Here is a 19,627-nt window from a genome sequence, read left to right as displayed (position 1 = left end):
TTTCCGGAAGATGATCGCGCTCCCATATTGGAAAGCGCTTACATCCGTCAACAGCAATGACGGCGGCAAAGACGATCGCCCGCAACCGAGGTTGCGGGCGATCGCCGTTTATATTCCGGCTTTGCTTAAGCCTGCTCGTAAACGCCGTGGCAGTGCTTGTATTTCTTGCCCGAGCCGCAGGGGCACATTTCGTTGCGCCCGATACGGCCCCAGGTGGCCGGGTTGTTCGGATCGCGTTCCGCGGCGGGCACGAAAGCGGCCGGGACGCCCTGTGACATCTCGTCTTCGCCGGTGACGGGGTCGAGATGATGGGCGGTCATTTCCGGCAGTTCCGGCTGCTGCGGTTCCTGCTGCACCAGTTCCACGCGCATCAGCTGGGCGGTGACGGCTTCGCGCAGATTGGCGAGCAGCGTCTGGAACAGCTCGAAGGCTTCCGCCTTGTATTCCTGCAGCGGATCGCGCTGGGCGTAACCACGGAAACCGACGACGGAACGCAGATGGTCGAGGTTGACGATATGTTCGCGCCACAGATGGTCGATCGTCTGGAGAATGACCGAACGTTCGACATAGGTCATGATGTCCGGGCCGAAACGTTCCGCACGCTCGGCGGCATATCTGTCGGCGGCTTCGGTGACGCGCTGAAGAATGTCGTCCTCGGCGATGCCCTCTTCCTTCGCCCATTCCTCCACCGGCAGGTCGAGGTTCAGGAACTGGGCGATACCCGCCTTCAGGCCGGCGATATCCCACTGTTCGGCATAGGCGTTTTCAGGAATATGCTTGGCGACGAGCGTTTCGATGACTTCATTGCGCATGTCGGCGGCTGTTTCGCCGATATTGTCGGCTTCCATCAGCTCGAGGCGCTGATCGAAGATCACCTTGCGCTGGTCGTTCAGCACGTCGTCATATTTCAGAAGGTTCTTGCGCGTTTCGAAGTTGCGGGCTTCGACCTTCTTCTGGGCGCGCTCCAGCGCCTTGTTGATCCAAGGATGGACGATGGCCTCGCCTTCCTTGAGACCAAGCTTCTGCAGCATTGAATCCATGCGCTCGGAGCCGAAGATGCGCATCAGGTCATCCTGAAGCGACAGGTAGAATTTCGAGCGGCCGGGGTCGCCCTGACGGCCGGAACGGCCGCGCAGCTGGTTGTCGATACGGCGGCTTTCGTGGCGTTCGGTGGCGATGACGTAAAGACCGCCGGCGGCAAGCGCCTTTTCCTTCAGCACCTTGATTTCGGCGCGGATCGCCTCTTCCTTGGCGTCAAGCTCCGGACCCGGCTCCATGCCTTCGAGCTCGCGCTCGAGACGCATCTCGACATTGCCGCCGAGCTGGATGTCGGTGCCGCGGCCGGCCATGTTGGTGGCGATGGTGACGGCGCCGGGAACGCCGGCCTGCGAAACGATATAGGCTTCCTGCTCGTGGTAACGGGCGTTCAGGACCTGGAAATCGGTAAAGCCGGACTGGCGCAGCATATTTGCCAGAAGCTCGGATTTTTCGATCGATGTCGTGCCGACCAGAACCGGCTGGCCGCGCTCATGCGCCGCCTTGATCTCGGTGATGATCGCCAGGAACTTCTCTTCGCCGGTGCGGTAGACCTCGTCGTCCTCGTCGATACGCTGGATCGGCAGGTTGGTCGGCACTTCGATGACGTCGAGGCCATAGATGTTGCCGAATTCTTCCGCTTCCGTCGCCGCCGTACCGGTCATGCCGGCAAGCTTGGTATACATGCGGAAGTAATTCTGGAAGGTGACGGAAGAGAGCGTCTGGTTTTCCGGCTGGATCTGCACCTTTTCCTTGGCTTCCAGCGCCTGGTGCTGACCTTCGGAATAACGGCGGCCCGGCATCATGCGGCCGGTGAATTCGTCGATGATGACGATTTCGTCGTTACGGACGATATAGTCCTTGTCGCGGGTGAAGAGCTTGTGGGCCTTCAGCGCATTGTTGATGTGATGGACGATGGCGACGTTTTCGACGTCGTACAGCGATTCGCCCTTCAAGAGGCCCGCCTGGCGCAGCAGGTTTTCGAGCTTTTCGGTGCCGTCTTCGGAGAAGTTGGCCGAACGCTGCTTCTCATCGATTTCGTAATCTTCCGGCGTTAGCAGCGGAATGAAGGCGTCAATGGTGTTGTAGAGGTCGGAACGGTCGTCCAGCGGGCCGGAAATGATGAGCGGCGTGCGCGCCTCGTCGACCAGGATCGAGTCGACTTCGTCGACGATCGCGTAGTTGTGGCCGCGCTGCACCATCTGGGCGCGGTCGTATTTCATGTTGTCGCGCAGATAATCGAAGCCGAGTTCGTTATTCGTCGCATAGGTGATGTCGCAGGCATAGGCCTCGCGGCGCTGGTCGTCGTCCAGCCCGTGGACGATGACGCCGGTCGTCAGGCCGAGGAAGCCATAGAGCCTGCTCATCGTGGCCGCGTCGCGCTTGGCGAGGTAGTCGTTGACGGTGACGACATGCACGCCCTTGCCGGCGAGCGCATTGAGGTAGACCGCAAGGGTCGCCACCAGCGTCTTGCCTTCACCGGTCTTCATTTCGGCGATGGCGCCGCCATGCAGAATCATGCCGCCGGTCAGCTGCACGTCGAAGGGGCGCATGTGCAGAACGCGGCGCGAGGCTTCGCGGGCAACGGCGAAAGCCGGGATCAGCAGGTCGTCCAGCGTCTTGCCGTCGGCAAGCTGCTGGCGGAATTCCGCCGTCTTGGCCGCCAGCGCTTCGTTGGAAAGTGCCTTGGTGGCCTCTTCCAGCGCATTGATGGCTGCGATCTTGCTTTTATAGGAGCGGACGCGGCGATCATTTGCCGAACCGAACAACTTGCGGGCTATTCCGCCGAGACTGACCATCTTACTGGCCCTTTCTGAAATTCCGTTTTCGCGGGCGCTTTTTTCCGTCATGCCGATTTCAGCAACAAATGACGGAGTTCGCCCTTCAACGTATCTGGACGCGAGGTTGCGTGACAGATAAGAGGGGGGGCAAATGATGTCAACGGTTCTGCCCGTTACAGAATGGCCACAATCCGGTGTTTGGAAGTTTTTTCAGAGCCGGAAACCATGTCTGGAGCCGGCATTGTCCCCGAAAGGTTCAAAATGTTGCGCTATAATAAAATTGCGGCCGCGGTGATTGTGGCCACGCTCGGCCTTCAGTTTCCGGCTTTCGCACAGGAAGACAAGGTTGTCGCCAAGGTCGGCGATCTGGAGATCCACCAGTCCGAACTCGATCTCGCCATGAGCAATCTCGACCCGCAGCTCGCGCAGCTGCCTGACGAGCAGAAGAAGGTCGCGGCCCTTTCCGGCGCCATCGACGTCAAGCTTCTGGTGAAGAACGCGACCGCCGAAGGTCTGGAAAAGACCGAGGATTTCAAGAAGCGCATGGATTTCATCCAGGACCGCGAGCTGCACAACGCCTATTTCCGCAAGCATGTGGTCGACGCCGTCACCAATGACGAGGTGAAGGCCCGCTACGACAAGGAAGTCGCAGCCCTGCCGCAGGAAGAGGAAATCAAGGCCGCGCATATTCTCGTCGCCAGCGAGGATGAAGCCAAGGACATCATCAAGCAGCTTGATTCGGGCAAGGATTTCGCAGCACTCGCCAAGGAAAAGTCGACCGATTCCAACAAGGACGACGGCGGCGATCTCGGCTGGTTCGGCAAGGGCCGCATGGTGCCGGAATTTGAGGAAGCCGCTTTCGGCCTCGAAAAGGGCGCCTACACCAAGACCCCGGTGAAGACCCAGTTCGGCTTCCACGTCATCAAGCTGGAAGACAAGCGCATCGCCCCGCCGCCGGCTTTCGAGCAGGTCGAGCCGCAGGTTCGTCAGCTTGTCATGCGCGACAAGTACGTTGCCCTCATCGAGAAGGCAAAGGCTGACCAGAAGATCGAAATCATGGATGAGACACTGAAGAAGGGCTACGACGAAGCCTCGAAGGAACAGCAGGCTCAGCAGCCGCAGCAGTAAAGACTCATGGTGCGGGGCGGCTACGGGCCGCCCCGTTTCATCTCAGGCACTCCCATACCTCCGTTCCAGAATTTCAGGCGCTTTCCCATGTCCGTTGCCGTTTCTCCGCTTGCTCCGAAATCCTATCCCGACATGCCTGCGCTGCGCGGTGTTCGCATGGCGACGGCCGCCGCCGGCATCAAGTACAAGAACCGCACGGACGTTCTGTTGATGGTGTTCGACAAGCCGGCAAGCGTGGCCGGCGTTTTCACCAGATCGAAATGCCCTTCCGCACCGGTTGATTTCTGCCGCGCCAATCTCGGCCGCGGCGTGGCCCGTGCCGTGGTGGTCAATTCCGGCAACGCCAATGCCTTTACCGGCGTCAAGGGCAAGGCCGCGACCGAACTGACGGCGAAATCCGCCGCCGCCGCCGTCGGCTGCTCCGAAAGCGAGGTTTTCCTCGCATCGACCGGCGTGATCGGCGAGCCGCTGGATGCGACAAAATTCGCCGGTGTTCTGGGCGACATGAATGTTCGGGCGGAAGCCGATTTCTGGCAGGAAGCCGCCAAGGCGATCATGACGACCGACACCTATCCGAAGGTCGCGACCCGCACCGCCGAGATTGGCGGCGTGATCGTGACCATCAACGGCATTTCCAAGGGTGCCGGCATGATCGCGCCCGACATGGCGACGATGCTGTCCTTCGTGGTGACCGATGCCGATATCGAACCCGCCGCGCTGCAGGCCCTGCTGTCTGCCGGCGTCGGCCCGACCTTCAATTCCGTGACGGTCGACAGCGATACCTCCACCTCCGATACGCTGATGCTGTTTGCCACGGGTGCGGCGGCCGAAGACGGTCAGGTAAAGGTGACGAGCGCCGATGACGAGCGCCTGTCCTCCTTCCGTGCCGCACTCAACGATCTCCTGAAGGATCTGGCCTTGCAGGTGGTTCGTGACGGCGAAGGCGCGCGCAAGATGGTGGAAGTCACCGTGACCGGCGCGGAAAACGATGCCGCCGCCAAGAAGATCGCCCTTTCCATCGCCAATTCGCCGCTGGTGAAGACCGCGGTTGCCGGCGAAGACGCCAATTGGGGCCGTGTTGTCATGGCCGTCGGCAAGTCCGGCGAAATGGCCGATCGCGACCGTCTCGCCATCTGGTTCGGCGGCGTGCGCGTGGCCGTAAACGGTGAGCGCGACCCGGATTATTCGGAAGCGGAAACCAGCGCGGTGATGCGGCTGGAAGACATTCCGGTCAAGGTCGATATCGGTCTCGGCAATGGCACGGCCACCGTCTGGACCTGTGACCTGACGAAGGAATATGTTGCGATCAACGGCGACTACCGGAGCTGACCGTTGGAGCCGAAGAGAATGCAGGACAACAAAGCCGTCAATCTGCCGCTGGTTCGCCGCCTGGAAGCCGTCAGCTTCCGGGCCTGGCCCGCCTCGTCGGTGATTTATGACGGCAGCTGGCAAATCCGTCTGACGGGGTCGCATCCCTCCAAGCGCATCAACTGCGTGGTGCCGCTCGATCCGTCCGATTACGGCAACTGCGCGGTGCGGCTGGAAAAGGCGCGCAAGCGCTTCGAGGATTTCGGCCGGCCGCTGGTGGTGCGCGAAACGACGCTGATGCCGCCGCAACTCGTGGAGTTTCTGACTGGTGATGGCTGGTCCGTCTTCGAAGAGGTTCAGGTCATGACGGCCGATCTCTCCGGCATGGAACTGCCGGAAACGCTGGTCAGCCTGCCGAGCCACGATATCGGCCGTTTTGTCGAGGCGAGCATCAAGGTCAGCGATGGCGATCCGGCGCTGCGCCCGGCAATCGCGGAGATCGTCAGTTCCATCAAGCCGACGCTCGGTCTCTTCATCAACGAGGAGGTGGAGGGTAACCCGCTCGCCACCATGATCTGCGTACAGGATAACGATCTTGCCGGCGTCATTTCGCTCGATGTCGCAAAGTCGCAGCGTAAAAAGGGTCTTGGCACGCAGGTCCTGTCGTCGGCCCTGCGCTGGGCCAGAATAAGCGGCGCCAAAACCGCCTGGCTGCAGGTGGTGTCCACCAATGCGCCGGCGATCGCGCTTTATGAAAAATTCGGCTTTTCCGAGGCTTATCGTTATCGCTACTGGCAAAAGGGGACCGGCGCATGAGCGAGGCGGGCAAAAAGATCCTGCTGGTCGCCGCCTGTGCGCTTCTCGATCAGGACGGCCGCATTCTTCTGGCGCAGCGGCCAGAGGGCAAGTCTCTTGCCGGGCTTTGGGAATTTCCCGGCGGCAAGGTGGAGCACGGCGAAACGCCGGAGGAAACCCTTGTCCGCGAGCTGGACGAGGAAATCGGCATCAAGACCAAGGTTGCCTGCCTTGCGCCGCTGACCTTCGCCAGCCATACCTATGAGACCTTTCACCTGTTGATGCCGCTTTACGTGTGCCGCCGTTATGAAGGCATCGCCCATGGCCGGGAAGGGCAGGCGCTGAAATGGGTCAAACCCCAGGCGCTGCGCGATTATCCCATGCCGCCGGCCGATGAGCCGCTCATCCCTTTCCTCCAGGATCTGCTGTAAAACCGCAGGTTTGCTTCCGGACTTTAAGGTATATCCCGTCACAGATCCGTGAAAATGCCCGGCAGCGCCCGCTTTGCCGTGCCAAAACGGGGCTGCGTTAAGAGATCGTTCAGCACCCTCTGGCAGATTATTAAGCTAAAGAAGCGGTAAACTGCGCGAGACGAGGTTGGTCATGAACGAGGATTTCTGGAAGACGGTGGAAGGTCGTCACACATATTCCGATAAATCCCGTCGCACCGGCGTACTCAATGTGGCGCTGCTGTTCGGCACTGCGGTCATCGCGCTGTCTCTCATTATCACCCCCATGCTCGCCGGCAAAACCTCGACGCGGGTGGCGCAATTTCCCGAGAATTACGACATGATCAGCACCGGCTCCATCAAGAAGAGCGATGTTGGCAAGACCTATTCCATCCGCCGCAGCATCACCCAGCCGATGCCGGAAATGCCGTGTATCGTGACCGGCTATAATAATGAGAATGGTTGCTGATCATTTACCATCACCGGTAACCGATTTCTCACAATGGCGGCCTAATATACTTGTGATTTCAGTAAAGCATAATGCCGGCTGGCGGATTGGGGCTATCCTGTGCTGCATTCTTTCATCAATTTTCGCAGAAATGACGACGGCGCCAGCGCAATTGAATATGGCCTGATCGCCGGTGTGATTTCCGTCGCCCTTATCGGTGGCGCGGGTGCCATCGGCAGCAATATCAACGTCATATTCCAGTTTATCGCCGATACTTTCGCAAGATTTTGAGCCCGTCGAACCTCTCGCTCAGGACAGCTTCACCTCGGTCGTCTTCAGGGCGTCGGCAAGGCGCATCTTGGCGGAGCCTGGTTTCAGCGGTTTTTGCTGGCTCTCATGCGGAGCCCAGCCGGAGACATAGATAATCGAAAAGGTCGCCCTTATGCGTCCGTCCGGATCGGAGTAACGTTCGGCGTAAAGCTGCGCCGCCCGCAGGAAAAAGGCGCGGTTGACCGGTTTGCGGCTTCTGCTTGCCAGCGGATTGGCCATGCCCATGGCGCGCAGGTCACGCATCAGCGGAAAGATCGAATCGTAACGCACCGTATAGCTTTCCGCATCGGTGACGGGCAGCGCAAAACCGGCGCGTTGCAAAAGCGCGCCGATATCGCGCACATCGGCAAAGGGAATGACGCGCGGGCTGGCGCCGCCGGTCAGTTCCGCCTCGGCCGTCAGCAAAACGTCGCGCAGTTCATGCAGGGTGCCGCTGCCGGGAATGGCGCCGAGGAAGAGGCCGTCCGGCTTTAATGCCCGCCGGATCTGGATCAGCGCGCCGGGCGTATCGTTGGTCAGATGCAGCGCAAGCGGTGAAACGACAAGATTGGCGGAGGCTTCCTCCAGCGGCAGATGCTCCATGGAGGCCGCCTCGGGATTATTTCCGTCCGTCGCAAAATAGCTTTCCGTTTCGATACGGCGAATGGCGTCGACCTTTCCGGTTTCCGCCAGCCGCCGGGCCGTGACGCCGGTTGCGCCGTGCAGTTCGATCGCTGTCTCAAACCGGCGTTCGACGATGGCCAGCCTGTCGGCCAGTTCTTCGGCCGCCATATCGAGGAGAAACAGAGCCTTGTCGTCGCGGCGGGTCCATGCCCGGCGGCGATTCTGTTCGATCAGGGCCTGGTCAAAGAGAATATCCATCGTCTTGCCTGCTCGGCCTCCGGCGTCTTGGGCACAGGCGGGGCCGTATCGTTGCTGTCTGTCATGCCGCTTCGGGCATCGCTCCCGGTATCGAGCCGGTGCGTATCGCTCTCGCAAAGGCACCCGTTCGGCGCTAAAGTCAACCTCATGGGTGCTGGTGACGATCTGTTTTCGGGATTGCTGTCGAGGCCTGCCGCCGTGCCGGCGGGGGTGCGGGGCGTATTGCGCTCGGTCTTTCGCCTCGTTTATCCGCCGACCTGTGTCGGCTGCAATCGCATGACCGGCGAGGCGGGAGCCCTGTGTCCCGATTGCTGGCGGGAGATAGGCTTCATCGATCGCCCTTTCTGCGAGGTTCTGGGCATCCCTTTCGCGCGCGATCATGGGGAAGGCGCAGTAAGCGCGCAGGCCATTGCCCAGCCGCCGCCATTTGACCGACTGCGCGCTGCAGCCAGCCATGAGGGCACTGCCCGCAAGCTGGTGCACCGGCTGAAATATCTGGACCGTACCGATCTTGCCTGCCTGATGGCGCAGTGGATGCTGCGGGCAAGTGACGGAACGGTGGATGCCTGCGATTGCATCGTGCCGGTTCCCCTGCATCGCGGCCGCTTCCTGCGCCGCCGCTTCAATCAGTCCGCCGAGCTGGCGCGGCATCTGGCCAAGGCGGCCGGCAAACCCCTGCTTGCCGGCACGTTGCTGCGCGTGAAGCCGACGGAACGGCAGGTGGGGCTTTCCGCACTCGCCCGGCGGGATAATATGCGCGGCGCTTTCTCCCTTGCGCCCGGACGGGAGGCCGACGTTTACGGCAAGCGCGTGGTCCTGGTGGACGACGTCTACACCACCGGCGCGACGGTGGGTGCGGCAAGCCGCGCCCTGCGCAAGGCGGGTGCCGCGGATGTGACAGTTTTGACCTTTGCAATGGCCATTTCCGGGCCTATATGAAGCCTAGTTGACATGAGGAAATCGTGCGTTGGACGCACGTTTGCGAGGCTTTGAAAAACATGGCACCGGTGACGATCTATACACGGGATTTTTGTGGTTATTGCGCCCGCGCCAAGGCGCTGCTGGACAGCAAGGGCGTGGATTATGCCGAATATAATGCCACGACGACACCCGAGTACCGCCAGGAAATGATTGAGAAATCCGGCGGCACGACCTTCCCGCAAATCTTCATCAACGGCCAGCATGTCGGCGGTTGCGACGATCTGCATGCGCTGGAGCGCGCCGGCAAACTGGACGCCATGCTGGCCGCCTGACCAGACCGATTGACGGAGGATGTGATGAAGTTCAAGGCTGCCGCCATCCAGATGCGCTCCGGCGTAGACCCGGCAAAGAACGCCGCCGATATGGAACGGCTGGTGCGCGCCGCCGCGGCCGAAGGCGCTGTTTATGTGCAGACCCCGGAAATGACGGGTGCCATCCAGAAGGACAGGCAGGCGCTGCGTGCCCAGCTGCGCGACGACGATGGCGACATCATTGTTGCCACCGGCGCCCGCCTCGCGGGCGAACTCGGCATCCATGTCCATGTCGGCTCCACGGCCATTGCCCGTCCGGACGGCAAGATTGCCAATCGCGGTTTTCTCTTTGCGCCGGATGGCTCGCGCATCTGCAGCTATGACAAGATCCATATGTTCGATGTCGATCTCGACAATGGCGAGAGCTGGCGCGAAAGCGCGGCTTATCAACCCGGCGAAGTGGCGCGTATCGCCGAACTTCCGCTGGCGAAATTCGGTTTCGCCATTTGCTACGACGTCCGTTTCCCGCAGCTTTTCCGGGCGGAAGCGCTGGCCGGCGCCGAGGTTCTGACGGTTCCGGCGGCTTTTACCCGCCAGACGGGAGAGGCCCATTGGGAAATCCTGCTGCGCGCCCGCGCCATTGAGAACGGCGCCTTCGTCATCGCCGCCGCACAGGCAGGTGTGCATGAGGACGGACGCGAGACCTTCGGCCATTCCATCATCATCGACCCATGGGGCAAGGTGCTGGCCATGGCCGGCGGCGCCGGGGAAGAGACCATCTTTGCCGAGATCGACACGTCGCTGGTGGCGGCTGCGCGCGGCAAGATACCCAATCTCCGCAATGCCCGCGAATTCGGGCTGGACACCGTTCTTCCCCTGAAGCCTGCCGGAGGTGAGGCGGCGTGATCCGGTATGCGCTGGCCTGTGAAAAGGGCCATGAGTTCGAAGGCTGGTTTGCCGGTAGCGACGATTTCGACAATCAGTTGCGGCGCGGTTTCCTGGCTTGCCCGATCTGCAATTCCGTGCAGGTCTCCAAGCTCTTGATGGCGCCGTCGGTTTCCACAGCCCGCAAAAAGGACGAACGCCAGACGCTGGCCATGGATGCCGCCAGAAAAGAGGCGCTTGCGAAAATTCGCGATGCCGTCGCCAATATTCGTGCCAATGCCGAGGATGTCGGCGACAAGTTCCCCGAGGAGGCCCGCAAGATCCATTATGGCGAAGCGGACGAGCGCGGCATCATCGGCAATGCCTCGGTAAAGGAAGCCAAGGCCCTGCTGGACGAAGGCATCGAGATTGCGCCGCTGCCGGTTCTGCCCGACGACGTCAACTGATCAGGCCCGCCCGCGACGGCAAGCCGGCGGCGTTAACCTTGCGCCGGCCGTTTCGCCAGCATCATGTAATTGACATCCATATCCGGCGAAAGATTCCAGCGGTCCTGCAGCACGTTGTAGAACACGCCGGTGCGGTGGATGATATCCATCCCGCTTGCCACCAGCGGCCGCTCCAGTTCTTCCGGGCGGACCAGTTTTTCATATTGGTGTGTGCCGCGCGGCAGCCAGCGCAGCACGTTTTCGGCGGCGAAGATGGCCAGTGCCCGTGCCTTCAGCGTACGGTTGATGGTGGCTGCGAACATCAGCCCGCCAGGGCGCACCATTTTTGCGCAGGTGGTGACGAAGAAATCGACATTGGCCACATGTTCGACCACCTCCATGTTGAGGATGACGTCGAAGGTTTCGCCCGCTTCCTGCAATTGTTCGGCGGTCACGGCGCGGTAATCGACGCTGACGCCGCTTTCCCGCGCATGGGTGGAGGCGATGCCGATATTCTTTTCCGAGGGATCGGCGCCCACCACCGTGGCGCCCATGCGTGCCACGGGTTCGGACAGAAGGCCGCCGCCGCAGCCGATATCCAGCACGCGCAACCCTTCCAGCGGGCGGTGGGCCTTCGGGTCGCGGCCGAAATTCTCGCAGACGCGGTTGCGGATATATTCGAGCCGCACCGGGTTGAACTTGTGCAGCGGGCGGAACTTGCCCGTCGGGCTCCACCATTCCGCAGCCATCGCGGAGAAGCGATCCACCTCGCTCTGGTCGACGGTCGTCTGTGCGGTTTCGCTCATGGGTCTGCTCCCTGTTGCTGTTGCATTGAAGTCGGATGATTGCCCCCCGAAGTCAAGACCGGCGGTCCATTCCGCCGGCAATTTGTCAGGCGCGCATTGCCGCAGGTGGAACTGATGCGGCGCCTCATTTGTTTCATGCTGCGTTCATGGAGGAACGCGTATTTTTCGATCGTGGCAGTATGCGAAACGCATACTCGTCCATCGAAAGCGATGGATGCCGACAAGGGCAAAGCGGGCCTTTGCTTGAGGAGAAAGAAGTGAAGAAGAAACTGTTTGGCGCAATTGCGCTGGTGGCGATGCTTGCCGCGCCGGCTTTTGCCGAAGCCGCGACACGCGGCTTTGCCACCGCCAATGTCAATATGCGCTCCGGCCCGAGCACGGCCTATCCGGCGGTCGTCGTTATCCCCAACGGCGCGCCGCTCACTGTCCATGGCTGCCTGTCCGATACGCCGTGGTGCGACGTGTCCTTCGTGGCTGGCCGCGGCTGGGTCGCCGGGCGCTACATCGCCACGACCTACCGGCAGAACCGGGTTTATGTCGAGCCGCGTTATTATCGCGATCTCGGCGTGCCGGTCATCACCTTCGAAGTCGGACGTTACTGGGACCGCTATTACCGCGACCGCGACTTCTATCGTGAGCGGGATCGCTGGCGCCGTCCGCCGCCGTCCGGCGGCTACTGGAACGCTCCTCCTCCGCCGCCGCGCGCCGATTGGGATCGTCCCCGTCCGCGTGACGAGTGGCGTGATGGCCGCCGCGATGAATGGCGCGATCCGCGTCAGGGCGGCCCGAATGATGGCCGTTGGGAACGTCGTTACGGTGACTGGAACCAGGGCGACAGAAATCAGGACCGGCCGCGTCGTGACGATGATCGCCGCCGCTTCGAGGACGAAAACCGGGACCGCAATCGCGATCGGCAGCCAAATCAGAACGAGGGTCGTCTTCCTGCCGAGCGTCGCCAGTGGGATGACCCGCGCCGCGCACCTGCCCCGGAAAATCTCCGGGATGGCTGCCGGGTGGGTGACCCGGGTTGCGACCCGCGCTAACAGACAAAGCCCGGCGAGATATCGTCGGGCTTTTTCATTCATGACTTCAAGGGATTGTTCGGGCGGCCTTATTTTGCAGCAGAGGCCTTGCGGGTGCGGGCTTTGGGCTTTGCCGGCGCTTCCGCATCCGGTGTGGCGGCTTCAGCGGCAACGGCCTTGGGAGCTGCCTTCTTGCGCTGCGCGGGTTTCGTCGCTTCCGATGTCTTCAGCAGCGAAAATTCATGTTTTGCCTGTTGCCAATGTTCGGCGTCGCGGCCGTGGGGATGGCCTTCCTTTTCCCAGAGTGTATAGGCCCTTTTGCTGATCCATTCGTGTTCCGAAACCTGCATGCTCGTCTCCCGTTGCTGTTTACAGCGCCTTTGAGAAGGCGACATTCCGCTTGGTCCGGCACACGCTCGACAGGAATCAATGCCGGCATTTCCAGGACCCATTACATGCCATGATCTTCCGGGCGTCAAGCAAACATGCTGCATTGCGAAAGGGGATTTCCGGCATTTTGTGCCGGTAAAGGCGGTTTGCACGCAAGACGTTCCCACACGGCAAGATCAACGTTGCGTGATCATGCCAACGCCGCCAAGATGGGCATGTAAACGGCAGCGGAGGAGGCGGCATTGGAACAGAAAATGGAAACGGAGGCGCAGGTCATCGTCGAGAAGGCTGGAGCGGCCGGCATCATCCGCCTCAACCGTCCCAAAGCCATCAACAGCCTGACGCTGCCGATGGTGCGTGCCCTGTTTCAGGCGCTTCGCCATTTCGAGGACGATCCCGGCATTTCCTGCGTGGTGCTGACGGGAGAGGGCGAAAGGGGGCTTTGCGCCGGCGGCGACGTCCGCGTCATTCACGATCTCGGCAAAGCGGGCGATCCGCAGGTGCTGGATTTCTGGCGGGAGGAATTTCCGCTCAATTACAGTATCGCCCGTTTTGGCAAGCCTTATGTGGCATTGATGGACGGCATCGTCATGGGTGGCGGCGTCGGCATTTCTGCCCATGGCAGCCACCGCATCGTCACCGAACGGACAAGGCTCGCCATGCCGGAAACGGGCATCGGTTATTTTCCCGATGTCGGCGGTTCCTGGCTTCTGCCGAGAGCGCCGGGCGAATGCGGCACCTGGCTGGGGCTGACCGGCAATATCGTCACCGCCGCCGACGCAATCCATGCCGGTTTTGCCGATTATTGCGTCCCTTATGACCGTCTCGACGCGCTGGTGCAGGATCTGTCGCAAACTGCGGATGCCGAAGGGGTTGGGGCGACGATCGCGGCCTACACGACGCCCGCGGGCGAAGGCGTTCTAGCCGCAAACCGGGATGTCATCGACGCGACATTCCGTTTCGATACGGTCGAGGAAATCTTCGCCGCGCTTTTAAAGAGGGACGATGCGTTTTCGCGCGTGACCCTCGACGTCCTCCAAAAGCGCTCGCCCACCAGTCTCAAGCTGACCCTGAAGCTTCTGCGCCTTGGCCGGGACAGCGTAAGCCTCATCGAATGCCTCGAAAGGGAGTTTGCCGCCGGCACCGAGATATTGCGCCGGCATGATTTTTACGAAGGCGTGCGCGCGGCTCTGGTCGACAAGGACCGCAATCCCCGCTGGCGGCCGGCGCGGCTGGAAGAGGTGCGCGAGGAAGACCTCGCGCCTTATTTCGCCGCGCATTCCGGCAGTCTGTTTCCGGAGCATCGTCTTTGAGGCGGCGCAAAAGAAATCCGGCTTCCTGCCATATATGAAATCATCGCCCGTCGAAGGTTAATTCTTTGGGCGAAATTTCCAATGCATACCGTTGCAAAGCACGGTTGTTTCTCGTCGCTCTTGCCGCTGCCCGCTATGTTGGGGACCATTCGAGTTTCCGGGGGTATTCATGAAACGTCTTCTCATTATCGGCACTGCGGTTGCCGCTCTTTTTGCAGCTGCGGCGCAGGCGCAGTCTCCGACCACCATCCTCAATGCATCCTACGATGTCGCCCGCGAAGTTTTTGCGGCGGAGAACGAAGCCTTCGTCAAGCAGCATCCGGGCGTCACCGTCGACCAGTCGCATGCCGGCACCTCCAAGCAGGCGCGCGCCATCGTCGAGGGTCTGGAAGCCGACGTCGTCACCTTCAACCAGGTCACCGATGTCGATTTTCTGGTGAAGCAGGGTTTCGTCTCCGCCGACTGGCAGAAGGATTTTCCGAACGATGCCTCGCCCTTCTATTCCTTCCCGTCCTTCCTCGTGCGCGCCGGCAACCCCAAGGGCATCAAGGACTGGGACGATCTCGCCCGTGACGACGTGAAGGTAGTCTTCCCCAATCCGAAGACCTCGGGCAACGCGCGTTACACCTATCTTGCCGCCACCGCCTATGCGAAAGAGAAGTTCAACGGCGACGAAAAGAAGGTTGAGGCCTTCGTCAAGAAAATCTTCGACAACACGCCGGTCTTCGATACCGGAGGCCGCGCCGCCACCACCACCTTCGTGGAGCGTGAAATCGGCGACGTGCTGATTACCTTCGAGGCCGAAACCCGCGGCATCGCCAAGCAATATGGCGCCGACAAGGTCGAAGGCGTCGTGCCCTCCGTCAGCCTGCTGGCCGAATTCCCGGTGGCCGTGGTGGACAAGGTCGTCGACAAGCGTGGCTCCCGCGAGCTGGCCAAGAGCTATCTCGACTTCCTCTATACCGAAGAGGGCCAGCGCATCGCCGCCGAATTCGGTCACCGCGTTCATGATGAAAAGGTCGTCGGTGAGTTCAAGGACAAGTTCCCGGCCATTCGCCTCGTCAACGTCAATGATGTCTTCGGCGGCTGGGACAAGATCCAGAAAGAGCATTTTGCATCCGGCGCCACGCTTGATACGCTTTACGGCAGCCGTTAATCACAGCAATAGAGAACAGGCGAAAGGCCCGGCGGGAAACTGCCGGGTCGCTTTATGATGAATGGGGGCGGGTTTGAAGCGGAATGTTCTGCCGGGGCTGAAATTGTCCCTTGGCGTTACTCTCACCTACGTCGCCATCATCGTGCTTCTGCCGCTTTCGGCTTTGGTGTTCAAGGCGGCAAGTCTGGGACCTGCCGAATATTGGTCCATCATCTCTTCACCGCGCGCCGTCGCCAGTTATCGCGTCACCGTGCTCTGCGCGCTCGCTGCCACGCTGTTCAACGTCATTTTCGGGCTGGCGCTCGCCTGGGTGCTGACGCGTTATCGTTTTCCCGGCTGGCGTATCGTTGACGCCATTGTCGATCTGCCTTTCGCGCTGCCCACTGCCGTTGCCGGCATCGCGCTGACGACGCTGTTTGCGGGCAATGGCTGGTTCGGCTCGGTGCTTTCCCAATTCGGCATCAAGGTAGCCTATACGCCGCTCGGCATCATGGTGGCGATGGCCTTTACCAGCCTGCCCTTCATCGTGCGCACCGTGCAGCCGGTGCTGGAAGACCTCGACCCGGCGCTGGAGGAAGCGGCGCAGTCGCTCGGCGGTTCCGATCTCGAAATCTTCCGCAAGATCATTCTGCCGTTGTTGACGCCGGCGCTTTTGGCCGGTCTTTCGCTTTCCTTCGCCCGCAGCCTCGGTGAATTCGGGGCGATCATCTTCATCGCCGGCAACCAGCCGTTTTCGACGGAGATTACCGCGCTGCTGATCTTCATCCGGCTGGAGGAATATGATTATCAGGCCGCCGCCGCCATAGCCTCCGTCCTGCTCATCACCGCCTTCGTGATGCTGGCCGTGACCAATTATCTGCAGGCGCGCGCGCTGCGTTACACGGTGAGGAGCTGAGACATGAGCGCCGTTTCTTCCCATCGCAAGCCGCCGCGTGTCGGTGATGCGCCTCTCATCCGCCGCAGCCTGATCGCTTTCGTGCTGGTGATCGGTGCCCTTTTGGTGGTCGCGCCGCTCGTAATCATCGGCGTCGAAGCCTTTTCGCAGGGCTGGAAGGCCTATGCGGCGACCATCGCCCATCCCGATACCCGCCACGCCATCATGCTGACGGTGCTGACGGCGCTGATTGCCGTGCCGGTCAACACCGCCTTCGGGGTTGCGGCCGCATGGGCGATCACCAAGTTCGATTTTCCCGGCCGGCGCTTCCTGCTGGTGCTCATCGAGATACCCTTCTCCATTTCGCCGATCGTCGCCGGTGTCGCCTATCTCTTCGTTTACGGGCTGCAGGGGCTGTTCGGGCCGTTTCTCGATGCGCATGATATCAAGATACTGTTTGCGCTGCCCGGCATCGTCATCGCCTCGATGTTCGTCACGGCACCTTTCGTGGCGCGGGAACTCATCCCGCTGATGCAGGCGCAGGGTCGCGATCTGGAAGAGGCGGCGACCTCGCTTGGTGCATCCGGCTGGCGCACCTTCTTTTCGGTGACGCTGCCGAACATCAAATGGGCGCTGCTTTATGGCGTCGTGCTCTGCAATGCCCGCGTGATGGGTGAATTCGGTGCGGTATCGGTCGTATCAGGCAATATTCGCGGCCAGACCAACACGCTGCCGCTGCACATCGAACTGCTCTATCATGATTACCAGACGGCTGGCGCCTTCGCCTCGGCCTCCATCCTCGCTTTGCTCGCCGTCGTCACCATCATCGCCAAGGTGGCGCTGGAGCGGCGCGGTGCCGGGCGCGGCGCCAAAAAGACCAACGGCGATGTCGCCATCGCCACGGAGACCTGATTCCCATGAAAATCCGCCTCGAAAATGTGGTGAAGACCTTCGATACGTTTCGCGCCGTGCGCGATGTTTCGTTGGATATCGAAAGCGGCGAGCTTCTGGCGCTGCTCGGTCCTTCAGGCTCCGGCAAGACGACCATTCTGCGCATGGTCGCCGGCCTCGAATATAGCGATGGCGGCCGCATCTTTTTCGGAGACGAGGACGCCACCAATATTCCGGTGCGTGATCGCGGCGTCGGTTTCGTGTTCCAGCATTATGCGCTTTTCCCGCATATGACGCTCTACGAAAACATCGCCTTCGGCATGAAGGTCTCGAAGGTGAAGCGGGACAAGGCGGCCATCGACGCCCGCGTCGAGGAACTTCTGCGGCTGGTGAAGCTCGACGGTCTCGGCGGCCGTTTCCCGGCGCAGATTTCCGGTGGCCAGCGGCAGCGCGTGGCGCTGGCGCGTGCGCTTTCGGTCGATCCCAAGGTGCTGTTGCTGGATGAGCCTTTCGGGGCGCTGGACGCCAATGTGCGTCGGGATCTGCGCCGCTGGCTGCGGGAAATTCACGATTCACTCGGCATCACCACGATTTTCGTGACGCATGACCAGGAAGAGGCGCTCGATCTGGCCGACCGCGTGGTCATTCTCAATCAGGGTGAGATCGTGCAGCAGGGCACGCCGAAAGAGGTCTGCCGCCAGCCCAATAGTTCTTTCGTCATGCGCTTCCTCGGCGATGCCAACCGGGTGTCCGGCGTGGCGCGCGGCGGCAAGGTCTATGTCGGCGACAATGAATTGCCCTTCTCCTATGCGCAAGGGGATGGCGCCGTCGATATCTATGCGCGTCCCGGCGATCTCGAATGGGAGGACCTGCATGAGGGAATTCCGGCCTCGGTGGCGCGGGTTCTCGACCGCGCGGGCGAACGCCGGGTGATCGCCAGCACCGATGGCGGCGATCTCCTGGAATTCGACGTACCGCCGGAAAACGATGTCGCCGCCGGCGATCGCGGTTCCGTCATCATTCGCCGGGCAAAGATTTTCCCGGCGGCGTGAGGCGCGGCAGGGCGCTCGCCGGCTTCAGATCAGAAGTTCGAAGGCGCTGTCCGCCACCAGCCGGCCATTGATCATCAGGTCGACCCTGTGAAGGCCGGCATAATGCTTGCGGGTGGTGAAATCGCGTATGGCGCGGTTGATCGACAGTGCACATGTCTCGCCGGGCTGAAGCTCGATCTCTTTCCACTTGAAGACCTTGGCGGAGGCATCGCCGCTCTTTTTCACGTAATGCACGGCATAATCGATCACCAGCTTTTGCGTGCTTTTTGCCGTCGAGCTGAAAGAGGCCGAAATCCGCACCGGATTGCCGAGCGCCACCTTGTCCGGCGTAACCTGAAAGGCCGCAAGCGCAATCTCCGCTTCCTCATGCGCGCCGAGATGGGCAAGTGCCGCCGCATCGCCCTTCTTGATCAATGTGCGCAACGCCTGCCGGGTGATCCAGCGCGTATGCGGATTGTCCTTCGGCCAGGTATCGATGAGCGCCAGCACGAAAGCCGGATTGTCCTTGGTGATGTCGTTCAGATGATTGGCGACGGATTTGCGTACATACAGCGCCTCATCGGCCTTCATGGTATCGAGGATCGCCGTCACCGGTGACGGATCGTCGATCAGCGGCTTGAGCTGGAACGACCAGGGCAGGCGGGGCCGGCAGCCTTCGCTGGCCAGCCGCCGCACATGCTCGTCTTCGTGCTGCGACCATGTTTCCATCACGGCAAGGGTGGCGCCTAAGTCCTTTTGCAGGAAATGCCTTATGGCGAATTCCGACGAGCCGAAGCGGGTGAAATAGGCCAGGGCCTGCATGGAAAGATCGAAATCGTCGAGACCGTAAAGGGCTACGTATTCTGGCAGCGAAATGGCGGCGAAGCCGTTGCCGATGCCCGGCGCTGCGGCGGTCAGTATGTCGATATTGCGGGCATAGTCCCCCGGCAGCGTAGCATGCAGGCTCGTCGCCACCTGCCGCATGCGCTGCATGATGCCCAGCGCTTCCAGGTCGGCGGTGGCGAGCGCCATGAAGGCGGAAACGTCAAAGGAAGGATAAACGGCCTTCGTCTGATCGGCGATATGCCGCAGTTTTTCGCGGTTGAAGATTTCCTTCAGTGCCGGTGCCGCCGCGTCGCTCATGTCGCCCCTCAAGGTTCACTCTTTGTTCTTTTAGGGCAACATGAGGCTGGAGGCAAGGGATGGTAGCAGTGCTGGAGCAGGATAGGTAAATTCTGCCCTTTCGCAGACTGCGAGCAAGGGGCCGAGACTTCTTCTCCGTCATGCCGGTCCCCGGAACAAGTCCGAGGATGATCCGGCATTCAGCCACGGCGCGTCTGCGCCGTGAGAAGAGTCTTTAGCGATCAAGGATTTGATCGCGCTGGCAACTGTATTGGTGGATATTATTCTCAGGATGTTTTGAATGTGGTTTTGTCCCTGAGAATGGCGTTTGCGATGACGAGCAGT

The 19,627-nt window shown here is 61.0% G+C and carries 22 protein-coding genes; 16 read left to right on the top strand and 6 right to left on the bottom strand.

Annotated elements, in window-relative coordinates; genetic code table 11:
* Nucleotides 1-125: 125 nt before the first annotated feature.
* On the bottom strand, nt 126-2,834 hold the full coding sequence (gene secA, locus ACI2KA_RS22980; protein ID WP_404504774.1) for a preprotein translocase subunit SecA: 2,709 nt from the start codon (nt 2,832-2,834) through the stop codon (nt 126-128).
* 243 nt (nt 2,835-3,077) lie between these two features.
* Here secA and ACI2KA_RS22975 point away from each other — a divergent pair, with 243 nt between their 5' ends.
* The 6 genes from ACI2KA_RS22975 (at nt 3,078) to ACI2KA_RS22950 (ending at nt 7,235) form a co-directional block, all read left to right on the top strand.
* Nucleotides 3,078-3,944: a peptidylprolyl isomerase gene (locus tag ACI2KA_RS22975; RefSeq protein ID WP_404504772.1), complete on the top strand. Its 867-nt coding sequence runs from the start codon at nt 3,078-3,080 to the stop codon at nt 3,942-3,944.
* An 87-nt stretch (nt 3,945-4,031) separates the two neighbouring features.
* Nucleotides 4,032-5,273 (top strand): bifunctional glutamate N-acetyltransferase/amino-acid acetyltransferase ArgJ, encoded by a 1,242-nt coding sequence (argJ, locus tag ACI2KA_RS22970; protein WP_404504771.1) that lies wholly within the window; start codon nt 4,032-4,034, stop codon nt 5,271-5,273.
* Between the two features lie 18 nt (nt 5,274-5,291).
* Nucleotides 5,292-6,068, top strand: coding sequence for a GNAT family N-acetyltransferase (locus ACI2KA_RS22965; RefSeq protein ID WP_404504770.1), 777 nt, complete (start codon nt 5,292-5,294; stop codon nt 6,066-6,068).
* Nucleotides 6,065-6,478, top strand: a complete 414-nt coding sequence (gene mutT / locus ACI2KA_RS22960; protein WP_404504769.1) for an 8-oxo-dGTP diphosphatase MutT — start codon at nt 6,065-6,067, stop codon at nt 6,476-6,478. The genes ACI2KA_RS22965 and mutT overlap by 4 nt, the downstream gene beginning before the upstream one ends.
* A gap of 172 nt (nt 6,479-6,650) precedes the next feature.
* The gene (locus ACI2KA_RS22955; protein ID WP_404504768.1) at nt 6,651-6,965 is read left to right on the top strand and encodes a hypothetical protein; all 315 of its coding nucleotides are present in this window, start codon (nt 6,651-6,653) and stop codon (nt 6,963-6,965) included.
* A gap of 99 nt (nt 6,966-7,064) precedes the next feature.
* Entirely contained in the window at nt 7,065-7,235 is a 171-nt protein-coding gene (locus ACI2KA_RS22950) for a Flp family type IVb pilin (RefSeq protein ID WP_404504767.1), read from the top strand.
* An 18-nt stretch (nt 7,236-7,253) separates the two neighbouring features.
* On the opposite strand, the gene ACI2KA_RS22945 is transcribed toward ACI2KA_RS22950, so the two are convergent.
* Nucleotides 7,254-8,135, bottom strand: coding sequence for a methyltransferase domain-containing protein (locus ACI2KA_RS22945; RefSeq protein WP_404504766.1), 882 nt, complete (start codon nt 8,133-8,135; stop codon nt 7,254-7,256).
* Between the two features lie 147 nt (nt 8,136-8,282).
* On the opposite strand from ACI2KA_RS22945, the gene ACI2KA_RS22940 reads away from it, so the two are divergent.
* The 4 genes from ACI2KA_RS22940 to ACI2KA_RS22925 are packed head-to-tail and all read left to right on the top strand — an operon-like array spanning nt 8,283 to nt 10,698.
* On the top strand, nt 8,283-9,074 hold the full coding sequence (locus tag ACI2KA_RS22940; RefSeq protein WP_404504765.1) for a ComF family protein: 792 nt from the start codon (nt 8,283-8,285) through the stop codon (nt 9,072-9,074).
* Nucleotides 9,075-9,133: 59 nt separating this feature from the next.
* Nucleotides 9,134-9,388 (top strand): glutaredoxin 3, encoded by a 255-nt coding sequence (grxC, locus tag ACI2KA_RS22935; protein ID WP_404504764.1) that lies wholly within the window; start codon nt 9,134-9,136, stop codon nt 9,386-9,388.
* 24 nt (nt 9,389-9,412) lie between these two features.
* Entirely contained in the window at nt 9,413-10,273 is an 861-nt protein-coding gene (locus ACI2KA_RS22930) for a carbon-nitrogen hydrolase family protein (protein WP_404504763.1), read from the top strand.
* Nucleotides 10,270-10,698, top strand: coding sequence for a DUF1178 family protein (locus ACI2KA_RS22925; RefSeq protein ID WP_404504762.1), 429 nt, complete (start codon nt 10,270-10,272; stop codon nt 10,696-10,698). Before ACI2KA_RS22930 ends, ACI2KA_RS22925 begins: the two co-directional genes overlap by 4 nt.
* Nucleotides 10,699-10,730: 32 nt before the next feature.
* On the opposite strand, the gene ubiG is transcribed toward ACI2KA_RS22925, so the two are convergent.
* Nucleotides 10,731-11,483, bottom strand: a complete 753-nt coding sequence (gene ubiG, locus ACI2KA_RS22920; RefSeq protein WP_404504761.1) for a bifunctional 2-polyprenyl-6-hydroxyphenol methylase/3-demethylubiquinol 3-O-methyltransferase UbiG — start codon at nt 11,481-11,483, stop codon at nt 10,731-10,733.
* A gap of 257 nt (nt 11,484-11,740) precedes the next feature.
* Between ubiG and ACI2KA_RS22915 the strand changes: the two genes are divergently transcribed.
* On the top strand, nt 11,741-12,526 hold the full coding sequence (locus ACI2KA_RS22915; protein ID WP_404504760.1) for an SH3 domain-containing protein: 786 nt from the start codon (nt 11,741-11,743) through the stop codon (nt 12,524-12,526).
* A 68-nt stretch (nt 12,527-12,594) separates the two neighbouring features.
* Here ACI2KA_RS22915 and ACI2KA_RS22910 read toward each other — a convergent pair whose 3' ends face one another.
* Nucleotides 12,595-12,855: a DUF2934 domain-containing protein gene (locus tag ACI2KA_RS22910; protein WP_404504759.1), complete on the bottom strand. Its 261-nt coding sequence runs from the start codon at nt 12,853-12,855 to the stop codon at nt 12,595-12,597.
* 294 nt (nt 12,856-13,149) lie between these two features.
* Here ACI2KA_RS22910 and ACI2KA_RS22905 point away from each other — a divergent pair, with 294 nt between their 5' ends.
* The 5 genes from ACI2KA_RS22905 to ACI2KA_RS22885 all read left to right on the top strand — a co-directional run bounded on the left by ACI2KA_RS22905 (nt 13,150) and on the right by ACI2KA_RS22885 (nt 18,181).
* On the top strand, nt 13,150-14,208 hold the full coding sequence (locus ACI2KA_RS22905) for an enoyl-CoA hydratase/isomerase family protein (RefSeq protein WP_404504826.1): 1,059 nt from the start codon (nt 13,150-13,152) through the stop codon (nt 14,206-14,208).
* A gap of 169 nt (nt 14,209-14,377) precedes the next feature.
* Entirely contained in the window at nt 14,378-15,364 is a 987-nt protein-coding gene (gene cysP / locus ACI2KA_RS22900; RefSeq protein ID WP_404504758.1) for a thiosulfate ABC transporter substrate-binding protein CysP, read from the top strand.
* A 61-nt stretch (nt 15,365-15,425) separates the two neighbouring features.
* Nucleotides 15,426-16,259 carry a sulfate ABC transporter permease subunit CysT gene (gene cysT / locus ACI2KA_RS22895; RefSeq protein WP_404504757.1) on the top strand — a complete coding sequence of 278 codons (834 nt, stop codon included), beginning with the start codon at nt 15,426-15,428 and terminating at the stop codon, nt 16,257-16,259.
* 3 nt (nt 16,260-16,262) lie between these two features.
* The gene (gene cysW / locus ACI2KA_RS22890; protein WP_404504756.1) at nt 16,263-17,150 is read left to right on the top strand and encodes a sulfate ABC transporter permease subunit CysW; all 888 of its coding nucleotides are present in this window, start codon (nt 16,263-16,265) and stop codon (nt 17,148-17,150) included.
* Nucleotides 17,151-17,155: 5 nt separating this feature from the next.
* Complete coding sequence (locus tag ACI2KA_RS22885) at nt 17,156-18,181, top strand: sulfate/molybdate ABC transporter ATP-binding protein (RefSeq protein ID WP_404504755.1); 1,026 nt, start codon at nt 17,156-17,158, stop codon at nt 18,179-18,181.
* A 24-nt stretch (nt 18,182-18,205) separates the two neighbouring features.
* Here ACI2KA_RS22885 and ACI2KA_RS22880 read toward each other — a convergent pair whose 3' ends face one another.
* Both ACI2KA_RS22880 and ACI2KA_RS22875 read right to left on the bottom strand, forming a co-directional pair.
* Nucleotides 18,206-19,303, bottom strand: a complete 1,098-nt coding sequence (locus ACI2KA_RS22880; protein ID WP_404504754.1) for a DNA alkylation repair protein — start codon at nt 19,301-19,303, stop codon at nt 18,206-18,208.
* Nucleotides 19,304-19,441: 138 nt separating this feature from the next.
* Nucleotides 19,442-19,627: hypothetical protein (locus ACI2KA_RS22875; protein WP_404504753.1), on the bottom strand; the 186-nt coding region annotated here is incomplete at its 5' end.

This window comes from Agrobacterium sp. NPDC089420, from assembly GCF_044900305.1.
In the GTDB taxonomy this organism is placed as follows: Bacteria; Pseudomonadota; Alphaproteobacteria; order Rhizobiales; family Rhizobiaceae; genus Agrobacterium.
This window is presented reverse-complemented; position numbering and strand designations above follow the sequence as displayed.

What these genes read in the sequence shown, in the direction of transcription:
- secA (WP_404504774.1), bottom strand. Translation starts at nt 2,834, where the DNA reads ATGGTCAGTCTCGGCGGAATAGCCCGCAAGTTGTTCGGTTCGGCAAAT.
- ACI2KA_RS22975 (WP_404504772.1), top strand. Translation starts at nt 3,078, where the DNA reads ATGTTGCGCTATAATAAAATTGCGGCCGCGGTGATTGTGGCCACGCTC.
- argJ (WP_404504771.1), top strand. Translation starts at nt 4,032, where the DNA reads ATGTCCGTTGCCGTTTCTCCGCTTGCTCCGAAATCCTATCCCGACATG.
- ACI2KA_RS22965 (WP_404504770.1), top strand. Translation starts at nt 5,292, where the DNA reads ATGCAGGACAACAAAGCCGTCAATCTGCCGCTGGTTCGCCGCCTGGAA.
- mutT (WP_404504769.1), top strand. Translation starts at nt 6,065, where the DNA reads ATGAGCGAGGCGGGCAAAAAGATCCTGCTGGTCGCCGCCTGTGCGCTT.
- ACI2KA_RS22955 (WP_404504768.1), top strand. Translation starts at nt 6,651, where the DNA reads ATGAACGAGGATTTCTGGAAGACGGTGGAAGGTCGTCACACATATTCC.
- ACI2KA_RS22945 (WP_404504766.1), bottom strand. Translation starts at nt 8,135, where the DNA reads ATGGATATTCTCTTTGACCAGGCCCTGATCGAACAGAATCGCCGCCGG.
- ACI2KA_RS22940 (WP_404504765.1), top strand. Translation starts at nt 8,283, where the DNA reads ATGGGTGCTGGTGACGATCTGTTTTCGGGATTGCTGTCGAGGCCTGCC.
- grxC (WP_404504764.1), top strand. Translation starts at nt 9,134, where the DNA reads ATGGCACCGGTGACGATCTATACACGGGATTTTTGTGGTTATTGCGCC.
- ACI2KA_RS22930 (WP_404504763.1), top strand. Translation starts at nt 9,413, where the DNA reads ATGAAGTTCAAGGCTGCCGCCATCCAGATGCGCTCCGGCGTAGACCCG.
- ubiG (WP_404504761.1), bottom strand. Translation starts at nt 11,483, where the DNA reads ATGAGCGAAACCGCACAGACGACCGTCGACCAGAGCGAGGTGGATCGC.
- ACI2KA_RS22910 (WP_404504759.1), bottom strand. Translation starts at nt 12,855, where the DNA reads ATGCAGGTTTCGGAACACGAATGGATCAGCAAAAGGGCCTATACACTC.
- ACI2KA_RS22905 (WP_404504826.1), top strand. Translation starts at nt 13,150, where the DNA reads ATGGAAACGGAGGCGCAGGTCATCGTCGAGAAGGCTGGAGCGGCCGGC.
- cysP (WP_404504758.1), top strand. Translation starts at nt 14,378, where the DNA reads ATGAAACGTCTTCTCATTATCGGCACTGCGGTTGCCGCTCTTTTTGCA.
- cysT (WP_404504757.1), top strand. Translation starts at nt 15,426, where the DNA reads ATGGGGGCGGGTTTGAAGCGGAATGTTCTGCCGGGGCTGAAATTGTCC.
- cysW (WP_404504756.1), top strand. Translation starts at nt 16,263, where the DNA reads ATGAGCGCCGTTTCTTCCCATCGCAAGCCGCCGCGTGTCGGTGATGCG.
- ACI2KA_RS22885 (WP_404504755.1), top strand. Translation starts at nt 17,156, where the DNA reads ATGAAAATCCGCCTCGAAAATGTGGTGAAGACCTTCGATACGTTTCGC.
- ACI2KA_RS22880 (WP_404504754.1), bottom strand. Translation starts at nt 19,303, where the DNA reads ATGAGCGACGCGGCGGCACCGGCACTGAAGGAAATCTTCAACCGCGAA.